Annotated in this window: 8 protein-coding genes; 2 read left to right on the forward strand and 6 right to left on the reverse strand. The window is 75.0% G+C overall.

The window, feature by feature from the left end; all coding sequences use genetic code 11:
- Positions 1-141: 141 nt before the first annotated feature.
- The 4 genes from hutI to hutU are packed head-to-tail and all read right to left on the reverse strand — an operon-like array spanning position 142 to position 5,607.
- Positions 142-1,317, reverse strand: coding sequence for an imidazolonepropionase (gene hutI, locus ACZ4V6_RS25815; RefSeq protein WP_467832012.1), 1,176 nt, complete (start codon positions 1,315-1,317; stop codon positions 142-144).
- A gap of 38 nt (positions 1,318-1,355) precedes the next feature.
- Positions 1,356-2,723: a formimidoylglutamate deiminase gene (locus ACZ4V6_RS25820; protein ID WP_467831714.1), complete on the reverse strand. Its 1,368-nt coding sequence runs from the start codon at positions 2,721-2,723 to the stop codon at positions 1,356-1,358.
- The gene (locus ACZ4V6_RS25825) at positions 2,720-3,937 is read right to left on the reverse strand and encodes an allantoate amidohydrolase (protein ID WP_467831717.1); all 1,218 of its coding nucleotides are present in this window, start codon (positions 3,935-3,937) and stop codon (positions 2,720-2,722) included. Before ACZ4V6_RS25825 ends, ACZ4V6_RS25820 begins: the two co-directional genes overlap by 4 nt.
- Positions 3,934-5,607, reverse strand: a complete 1,674-nt coding sequence (gene hutU / locus ACZ4V6_RS25830) for a urocanate hydratase (protein ID WP_467831720.1) — start codon at positions 5,605-5,607, stop codon at positions 3,934-3,936. The genes ACZ4V6_RS25825 and hutU overlap by 4 nt, the downstream gene beginning before the upstream one ends.
- Before the next feature lie 161 nt (positions 5,608-5,768).
- On the opposite strand from hutU, the gene ACZ4V6_RS25835 reads away from it, so the two are divergent.
- A complete protein-coding gene (locus ACZ4V6_RS25835) occupies positions 5,769-7,166 on the forward strand; it encodes a type III PLP-dependent enzyme domain-containing protein (protein ID WP_467831722.1) in 1,398 nt (465 codons plus the stop codon).
- 90 nt (positions 7,167-7,256) lie between these two features.
- On the opposite strand, the gene ACZ4V6_RS25840 is transcribed toward ACZ4V6_RS25835, so the two are convergent.
- A complete protein-coding gene (locus tag ACZ4V6_RS25840) occupies positions 7,257-7,841 on the reverse strand; it encodes a hypothetical protein (protein ID WP_467831725.1) in 585 nt (194 codons plus the stop codon).
- 116 nt (positions 7,842-7,957) lie between these two features.
- Positions 7,958-8,800: a MurR/RpiR family transcriptional regulator gene (locus ACZ4V6_RS25845; protein ID WP_467831728.1), complete on the reverse strand. Its 843-nt coding sequence runs from the start codon at positions 8,798-8,800 to the stop codon at positions 7,958-7,960.
- A 213-nt stretch (positions 8,801-9,013) separates the two neighbouring features.
- On the opposite strand from ACZ4V6_RS25845, the gene ACZ4V6_RS25850 reads away from it, so the two are divergent.
- Positions 9,014-9,454 carry a hypothetical protein gene (locus ACZ4V6_RS25850; RefSeq protein WP_467831731.1) on the forward strand — a complete coding sequence of 147 codons (441 nt, stop codon included), beginning with the start codon at positions 9,014-9,016 and terminating at the stop codon, positions 9,452-9,454.
- Positions 9,455-9,621: the final 167 nt, after the last annotated feature.

Genomic DNA, 9,621 nt, shown 5'->3' on the forward strand with positions numbered 1-9,621 from the left:
CTCACCGCGTGACACTCGTCCTCCAGGGGGGCGGTCCGGGCCCGGACCGCCCCTTCCGGGTTCCGCACGCCCTGCGAACGGCGGACGCCCGCTGTCAGCCGCGACGGCCTCTTTCCTCCGCGGCCCCGGCGGACGTCGGCGTCACACCACGCGTGTGCCGCGCCGCCACACCGCGTCGACCAGCGGCACACCGGGCCGGTAGGCCAGGTGGACGTGGCTCGGGGCGTCGAGGAGGGTCAGGTCGGCGTAGGCGCCCGGGACGATGCGGCCGACGTCGTCGCGGCGCAGGGCCGCCGCCCCGCCCGCAGTGGCCGACCAGACGGCCTCGTCCGGCGTCATCCCCATGTCGCGCACGGCGAGCGCGATGCAGAAGGGGACGGAGGACGTGAAGGACGAGCCGGGGTTGCAGTCGGTGGAGAGCGCGACCGTGGCGCCCGCGTCGATGAGGCGGCGGGCGTCGGGCCACTCGGCGCGGGTGGAGAACTCGGCGCCGGGCAGCAGGGTGGCGACCGTGCGGCTGTTCGCGAGGGCGTCCACGTCGGCGTCGGTGAGGTGGGTGCAGTGGTCGGCGCTGGCGGCGTCCAGCTCCACGGCCAGCTGGACGCCGGGGCCGTAGGAGAGCTGGTTGGCATGGATGCGCGGGTGCAGGCCCTTGGCCCTGCCGGCGGTGAGGACCGCGCGGGCCTGGTCGCCGTCGAAGGCGCCCTTCTCGCAGAACACGTCGACCCAGCGGGCGTGCGGGGCGCAGGCGTCGAGCATCTCGCCGGTGACCAGGGCGACGTAGGCGGCCGGGTCGTCGGCGAGTTCGGGGGCGACGACGTGGGCGCCGAGGTAGGTGACCTCGTCGGTGTGGCGGGCGGCGATGCGCAGGGCGCGGGACTCGTCGGCGGTGGTCAGGCCGTAGCCCGACTTGGTCTCGAAGGTCGTGGTGCCCTGGCGCAGGGCCTCCGCGAGGTAGCGGACGAGTCCCGCCTCCAGTTCCCCGTCGCTCGCGGCGCGGGTGGCGGCGACGGTGGTGCGGATGCCGCCGGCGCTGTAGGGGCGGCCGGACATGCGGGCGTTGAACTCCTCGGTGCGGTCGCCCGCGAAGAGCAGGTGGGAGTGGGAGTCGACGAAGCCGGGCAGGACGGCCCGGCCGCCGGCGTCGACCCGGTCGTCGGTGGCGGGTGCCCTGCTCGATTCGCCGGCCCACGCGATGCGGTCGCCGTCGATGACGACGGCCGCGTCCCGGACCAGTCCGAGGGGGGAGCCGTCGCCGAGGGAGGGGTCGTTGGTGACCAGCGTGGCGATGTTGGTGATGACGGTGCTGCTGCTCATGGTGTCCGTGACGTCCTCGTGGGGGCGGGGTCGGGTGGTCATGCGCGCAGGGCTTCGACGGCCCGCGCGAGGGCCTGCGGTACATCGGGGACGAGGGTGTGGGCCCCGTCGCGCACGACGTGCCGTCCGCCCACGACCGTGTGCCGTACGTCGGCCGCCGTCGCCGCGAACACGGCCGTCTCGGCGCCGAGCCTGGGCAGCGCCCCCGCCGTTCTGACCGAGTCCAGCGCGATCGTCGTGAGGTCGGCGCGGGCGCCGGCCTCGATGCGGCCGACGTCGTCCCAGCCGAGGGCGGCGTGGCCGTCGGCGGTGGCGGCGCGCAGCAGGGCGGCGGCGGTCCAGTGGCCGCGGGTGCGGGTGCGCAGCCGCTCGTTCAGCTCCATGGCGCGCGCCTCTTCCAGCAGGTCGACGACGGCGTGGCTGTCGGAGCCGAGGGAGAGGGGGGAGCCGGCGGCCTGGAGCGCGGCGGCGGGGCCGATGCCGTCGGCGAGGTCGCGTTCGGTGGTGGGGCACATGCAGGTGCCGGTGCGGCTGCCGCCGAGCAGGGCGATGTCCTCGTCGGTGAGGTGGGTGCTGTGGACGCCGGTGGTGCGGGGCCCGAGCACGCCGTGGTCGGCGAGGAGGCGGGTGGGGGTGCGTCCGTGGGCCTGCCGGCAGGCGTCGTTCTCGGCGGTCTGCTCGGACAGGTGCACGTGCAGCGGGGCCCGCCGTTCCTCGGCCCAGCGCGCCACGGTCGCCAACTGGTCGGCGGGCACGGCCCGTACGGAGTGGATCGCCGCCCCGATCCGTGCGTGGCCCCGTTCCCCGAGAGCCGAACAGCGCTGGGCCCACGCGTCCGCCGTGCCGTCCGAGAAGCGGAGCTGGTGGGTGTTCGGGGGCTCGCCGAAGCCGGAGGAGAGGTAGCAGGTGTCGAGGAGGGTGATGCGGACGCCGGCGTCGGCGGCGGCCTCGATCAGGGCCTCGCCCATCGCGTTGGGGTCGGCGTAGGGGGTGCCGCCGGGGGCGTGGTGGACGTAGTGGAACTCGCCGACGGTGGTGATGCCGGCCAGGGCCATCTCGGCGTACACGGCTCGGGCGAGGTCGTGGTACGCCTCGGGGGTCAGCCGGTCGGCGACGGAGTACATGACCTCGCGCCAGGTCCAGAAGGTGCCGGAGCCGACCTGGACGGTGGAGCGCAGGGCGCGGTGGAAGGCGTGCGAGTGCGCGTTGGCGAGGCCCGGCAGGGTCAGGCCGCGCAGCACCTCGGCGCCGGGCGGCGGAGCGGGGGTGCCCGTGCGGACGGCGGCGATGCGGCCGTCCCGCTCCGCGGCGGAGCCGCCGACGGCCACCGTCACGGCGACGCCCGGCTCGACGTGGGTGCCGAGCCAGGCGTGTTCCAGCCAGTACGTCCGCGGGGTGGGGGTCACGTGCGGGCCAGCCCTTCCAGTACGTCGGCGAGTGCGTTCACCCCGGCCACGCAGTCGTCCTCGGTGGCGGATTCCGCCGGGGAGTGCGAGACACCGGTGGGGTTGCGTACGAACAGCATGGCGGTGGGGACGCGTCCGGAGAGGATTCCGGCGTCGTGTCCGGCGCCGGTGCCGAGGACGGGGACCTTCAGTTCCGTGTCGCTGCCCAGGATGCGGGCGAGTTCGTCGCGCAGGGCGTGGTCGAACTCCACGACGGGCGTGAAGGACTCGCGGACGACGTCGAGGTCGACGCCGTGGGCGGCGGCGTACTCGCGGGCGGCCTTCTCGATGCCGGTGACCACGGTGTCCAGGCTCGCCTGGTCGGCGGCGCGGGAGTCGAGCCAGCCGCGCACCAGGGAGGGGATGGCGTTGACGCCGTTCGGCTCGACGGCGATCTTGCCGAAGGTGGCCACGGCACCGGCGAGTTCGGCCTCTCGGCGGGCGGCGAGGACGGTTTCGGCGTAGGACGGCATGGGGTCGCGGCGATCGGCGAGACGGGTGGTGCCGGCGTGGTTGGCCTCGCCCCGGAAGTCGAACCGCCAGCGTCCGTGCGGCCAGATGGCGGACGCGATGCCGATCCGGTCGCCGGACAGGTCGAGGGCGCGGCCCTGCTCGACGTGGAGTTCGACGAAGGCGCCGATGCGGTCGAGCCGTTCGGGGTCGGGGCCGATGGTGTCCGGGTCGTACCCGGCGGCCTCCATGGCCCGCGGCAGGGTGATGCCGTCGGCGTCGGTCAGGCGGTGGGCCTGCTCGACGGTGAGCGCCCCGGCGGTGAGCCGGGAGCCGACGCAGGCGAGGCCGAAGCGGGCGCCCTCCTCGTCGCCGAAGTTGACGATGCCCAGCGGCCTGGTGATCCGCGCTCCCCTGCGGCGCAGTTCGTCCAGGGCCGCGAAGGCGCAGACCACCCCGAGGGGACCGTCGAAGGCGCCGCCGTCGGGGACGGAGTCCAGGTGGGAGCCGGTGACGACGGCGTTCCCGGCGGCCGGGTCGCCGAGCCAGGCCCACTGGTTGCCGTTGCGGTCGGCCTCGTAGGACAGGCCGCGTGACTCGGCCTGCTGCCGGAACCAGGCCCGGCAGTCGGCGTCGGCCCCGGTCCAGGCGAAGCGGCGGTAGCCGCCGGAGGCGGAGCTGCGGCCGACCGGCAGCAGCTCCGCCCACATGCTGTGGAAGCTCACGCGGCGCCGCCCTCGTCGCCCTCGCGCATCGGCACCCGCACGCCCCGCTGCCCGGCGACCGACTCGGCGATGTCGTACCCGGCGTCGACGTGCCGGATGACGCCCATGCCGGGGTCGTTGGTGAGGACGCGGCGGATCTTCTCGCCGGCCAGGGCGGTGCCGTCGGCGACCGTGACCTGTCCGGCGTGGATCGAGCGGCCCATGCCGACGCCGCCGCCGTGGTGGAGGGAGACCCAGGAGGCGCCGGAGGCCACGTTGACCATGGCGTTGAGCAGCGGCCAGTCGGCGATGGCGTCGGAGCCGTCGAGCATGGCCTCGGTCTCGCGGTAGGGGGAGGCGACGGAGCCGCAGTCGAGGTGGTCGCGGCCGATCACGATCGGGGCGGCCAGTTCACCGCTCGCGACCATGTCGTTGAAGCGTTCACCGGCCTTGTCGCGCTCGCCGTAGCCGAGCCAGCAGATGCGGGCGGGCAGGCCCTGGAAGTGGACGCGCTCGCCGGCCATCTTGATCCAGCGGGCCAGCGACTCGTTCTCGGGGAAGAGGTCGAGGATCGCCTTGTCGGTCCTGGCGATGTCGGCGGGGTCGCCGGACAGGGCGGCCCAGCGGAAGGGGCCCTTGCCCTCGCAGAACAGGGGGCGGATGTAGGCGGGGACGAAGCCGGGGAAGGCGAACGCCCGGTCGTATCCGGCGAGCCGGGCCTCGCCGCGGATGGAGTTGCCGTAGTCGAAGACCTCGGCGCCGGCGTCCTGGAAGCCGACCATGGCCTCGACGTGCCGGGCCATGGACTCGCGGGCGCGGGTGGTGAAGCCGGCCGGGTCCTTGGCGGCGGCGTCCGCCATGTCCTCGAAGGCGGTGCCGACCGGGAGGTACGACAGCGGGTCGTGGGCGGAGGTCTGGTCGGTGACGATGTCGATGGGGGCGCCCATGGCGAGCAGCTGCGGAACCAGTTCGGCGGCGTTGCCGAGGACGCCGACGGACAGCGGCCTGCGCTGGTCGCGGGCCTCGGTGGCGAGCTGGAGGGCGTGGTCGAGGGAGTCGGCGCGCACGTCGAGGTAGCGGTGCTCGATGCGGCGGTCGATGGCGCGGGGGTCGCAGTCGACGCAGATCGCGACGCCGTCGTTCATCGTCACGGCCAGCGGCTGGGCACCGCCCATGCCGCCGAGGCCGGCGGTGAGGGTGATGGTCCCGGCGAGGGTGCCGCCGAACTTCTTCGCGGCGACGGCGGCGAAGGTCTCGTAGGTGCCCTGGAGGATGCCCTGGGTGCCGATGTAGATCCAGGAGCCGGCGGTCATCTGGCCGTACATGGTCAGGCCGAGCTGCTCCAGGCGGCGGAACTCCTCCCAGTTGGCCCAGTCGCCGACCAGGTTGGAGTTGGCGATGAGGACGCGCGGGGCCCACTCGTGGGTCTGCATGACGCCGACCGGGCGGCCGGACTGGACGAGCATCGTCTCGTCCTGCCTGAGGGTCCTCAGGGTGCGGACCATGGCGTCGAAGGAGCGCCAGTCGCGGGCCGCCTTGCCGGTGCCGCCGTAGACGACGAGCTTGTCGGGGTGTTCGGCGACCTCGGGGTCGAGGTTGTTCTGCAGCATCCGCAGGGCGGCCTCCTGCTGCCAGCCCAGGGCGCTCGGCTGCGTACCGCGTGGCGCTCGGACGGGGCGGGGTCCGGACATGGTCTGCCTCCTGGTGGCTTGCTCCCGGCGGATGATTGCTACGGATATTCATATCCTCGCTTTGTGAATAGAACTAGTCAATACGCCCGTGTCCCGGCGCGGGCGCGACGCGGGTGTTTGGCTGGACGCGTCGGACAGGCGGCGAGGGAACGGAGGATCGCGTGAGCGACGGCACGGGCACGAACGGTGGTCCGGACGGCACCGGTGCGGTGCGGGCGGCCCGGCGGGACGAGGCGGTGCGGGCGGCCGTGGAGCAGGGGCTGCTCGGGCCGGACGCCCCGATCGCCGGACTGCTGGACGTCGAGGGGATCCGGGAGTCGGCGGCGGCCCTGCGGGCGGCGTTCGACGCGGTGACGGCGCCCGGGACGCCCGTGCTGCACGCCTTCGCGGTGAAGGCGAGCCCGCTGGTCCCGGTGCTGCGGCTGCTGCGCGAGGAGGGCATCGGCGCCGAGGTCGCGAGCCCGGGCGAGCTGGCCCTGGCGCGTGCGGCGGGCGTGCCGGCGGAGCGGACGGTGCTGGACTCGCCCGCCAAGACGCCGGGCGAACTGCGCGAGGCGCTGGCGCTGGGCATCGCCGTCAACGCGGACAACCCGCAGGAGCTGGGGCGCCTCGACGCCCTGATGGCGGCGGGACCGAGCCGGTCCCCGCTCGGCGTGCGGGTGAACCCGCAGGTCGGAGGGGGCTCCATCGAGGCCCTGTCGACGGCCACGGCGACCTCGAAGTTCGGGGTGGCGCTGCGCGACGAGGGGGCGCGCGAGTGGGTGGTGCGGGCGTACCTGGACCGGCCGTGGCTGACCCGGCTGCACACGCACACCGGTTCCCAGGGCGTCCCGCTCACGCTGATGGCCGAGGGGGTGGCACAGGTGTACGCACTCGCCGAGGAGATCAACGAGCGGGCCGGACGCCGGCAGGTGGACACGCTCGACATCGGCGGCGGACTGCCCGTGAACTTCGCCTCGGAGGAGACGACGCCGACGTACGCGCAGTACGCGCGCGTGCTGCGCGACGCGGTGCCGGGGCTGTTCGACGGGCGGTACGGGCTGGTCACCGAGTTCGGACGGTCGCTGCTGGCCGAGCACGGCACGGTCGTGGCGCGCGTGGAGTACGCCAAGAGCGCGGGGGGCCGGCCGGTCGCGGTGACGCACGCGGGCGTGCAGGTGGCGACGCGGACGGTGTACGCGCCGGGGGCGTGGCCGCTGCGGATCGCCGCGTACGACGCCGGGGGACGGCCGAAGGAGGGGCCGGACGTGGTGCAGGACGTGGCGGGACCGGCGTGCTTCGCGGGGGACCTGCTGGCGGCGGGGCACGCGCTGCCGCTGCTGGAGCAGGGGGACTACGCGGCGGCGCTGGACACGGGGGCGTACTACTTCGCGCACCACTACGCGTACAACTCGCTGGTGCGGCCCGCGGTGTACGGGTTCGCCGGGGGCGGGGAGGGGGGCGTCGTCTTCGCGACCGTGCGGGAGACCCAGACCGTCGAGGAGATCGTGGCCGAGGCGGGTGGCGAGCACGCCGGCGCGTTGACCGGTCTTCGCCGTCGGGGTGCGGAGGGGGCGTAGGGCGCGGCCCCGCCGCGGCGGGGCCGCGCCCGCACGGCGTTCGCGGCCCCGCGCCCCTGGGCGGTGCGCTGCGCGCCCCGCCCCCTCGGGTCAGACCAGCGCCGCCGTCTTCCGCCTCGCCCCGCCGGGGGCCGCGTCGCCGGCCGCGATGCCCGTGCTGCGGTAGCCCTTGACCTTCTCGCCCGCCGGGCGGCCGGCGTTGCGGCCGAGCCAGTCCACGCGGACCCACAACAGTGCGTCCCCGGCCTGTTCGCGGCGGCCGATCCAGGCGGACTTCAGCCACAGGCCCACGCCGCAGCCCGCCATCAGCAGTCCGGCCGCCGCCGGGACGGCGAAGGCGCTGCCGAGCGCGGCGAGGAAGGCGAACAGCAGCCACCAGCGGTGGCCCCGGCGCCAGTTGCGCACGGTCACCGCACGGTCCTGGAGCACGTCGTACCTGCTCGCGCGGGCGGCCGAGCCGGCCAGGGCGGTGTACCGCTCGCGGCGCGCGCAGGCCACCACGGCCGTCGCCACGACGAACAGCGCCGCACCGGCCAGGACGCCGATCCGGCGCCCGGTCAGGCCCGGCACCAGCACGCCGACGCCCGCCGCGAGTACGCCCAGCCACCACAGTGGTGCCGCCCCCGCCCGTACGACGACGGCGACCCGAGCCAGTCCCTGTCCTCCGCGCGCCACGTTCCGGCCTCCCGTCCCAGTTCTGTCCGCTGTGCGATGCGTCCGAAGGGTGTGTCAGGCGCCGCACTGTAACGGGGGAAGCTGAGACGAATCTGAGAACCCGTCCGCCGGCCGGGTCACTCCACGAACAGGCCCCGTGCCGCCGCCTTCGCGTCGAACTCCTCCAGCCGGGCCTGCGCGTCCGGCAGGTCGTCGCACATCGCCTCCAGCAGCACCCGCCCGAGCAGCATCGGCGCGCAGGCGGTGTCGAAGGCGAGGCCCGTGCCGACGGCGGCGGGCAGCAGCAGGTCGGACACCTTGGCGACCGGGGCGAAGGCGGAGTCGGCGACCGTCACCACCGTCAGCCCCGCCTCCTTGGCGTGGGCGAGCGTGTCGACGACCTCGCGCGGATGCCGGGGCAGGGCGAAGCAGAGCAGGGCGCTCGCCCCGGCCCGGACGGCGGCGTCGATGCGGTCGTGGATCATCGTGCCGCCCTCGTTGAGGAGGCGGACGTCGGGGTGCACCTTGGCGGCGAAGTAGGCGAACCCGTGCGCCTGGGCGGCCGCCGCCCGCAGCCCGAGGACCGGGAGCGGCCGGCTGCCCGCGAGGGCCCGGCCCGCCTCCCGCACCGGACCCGGGTCGGCCAGCGCCTCCGCCAGGTGCCGCAGGTTCGCGATCTCGGCCTCCACGGCCTGCTGGTACTCGTTGAGGGAGCCCGTGTCCGTCACCGGTTCCGCGGGGGCGACCTCGCGCAGGTGGCGGCGCAGCGCCGGGTAGCCGTCGAAGCCGAGGGCGACCGCGAAGCGGGTCACGGACGGCTGGCTGACCCCGGCCAGCTCGGCGAGTTCCACGCTGGACAGGAAGGGCACGTCGGGCGCGCGCCGCACCATGCTGTGCGCGATGCGCCGCTGGGTCGGCGTCAGCCGGTGCCCCTCGAAGAGGGCCTGCAGCCGCGCGGCCGGACCGTCGGACCCGCTCATGACGCGCTCCCCCTCCGCCTATTCACGTATCCGGGATTCTGCATACCGTTATACAGGCGAACCGGCCGGACACACGACGCGCGCCCGGCGAGCGGCACCCGGCCGGTCGTCCCCGGCGGCCCGTCCCTCCTGGGCCGGGCACCGGCCGTCCCCCGGCGAGAACGGGGGCTAGCCCCCGTGCCGGGGCGCTCCCGGCCGCCTACCGTGGCTCCCATGACGGGAATGGACGCGAGGGACGCCGACCTGAAGAAGGAACTCGACGCCACCCTGCAGACGCGCAGGGAGCTGGGGGAGGAGTACGAGTCCGCGCTGGTCGACTCGTTCCTGGAGAAGGTCGACCAGCGCATCGACGGGGCGGTGGAACGCCAGGTGCGCCGGCAGCTCGCCGAACAGCGGATGACGGCGGCCCGGGACAGCCGGTCGCCGAAGGTCACCGACTCCTTCGGTGAGCGCTTCGGCTTCGGCATCGTCTCGCTGGTCCTCGCCGTCCCGCTCTCGGCGATCGGCGGCGGCGTCGCCCACCTTCCCGGCCTGCTGACCGCCTGGGCGGGCATCGTCGGGGTCAACGTCGTACAGGCCGTCCGCACCAACCCGGGGCTCTTCGGGCACCGCCGCGCCGGGAGGGCCGAGGGGGACGACGCCTGGAAGGACTGAGGAAGGAGTGCGCGGGGACCGCCGCACCCCCGTCACCGGGGGGCGGGACGACGACGGTCCCCGCGGGGGACGCGCCGCCGGGCCTCCCGGCCCGGCGGCGCGTCCGTGGCGTCCGTTGAGGTCCTGGAGCCGCCCCCCGACGCTCCCCACCCCGTTCGTGTTCGGCC

Source organism: Streptomyces sp. NPDC029152 (assembly GCF_055564355.1).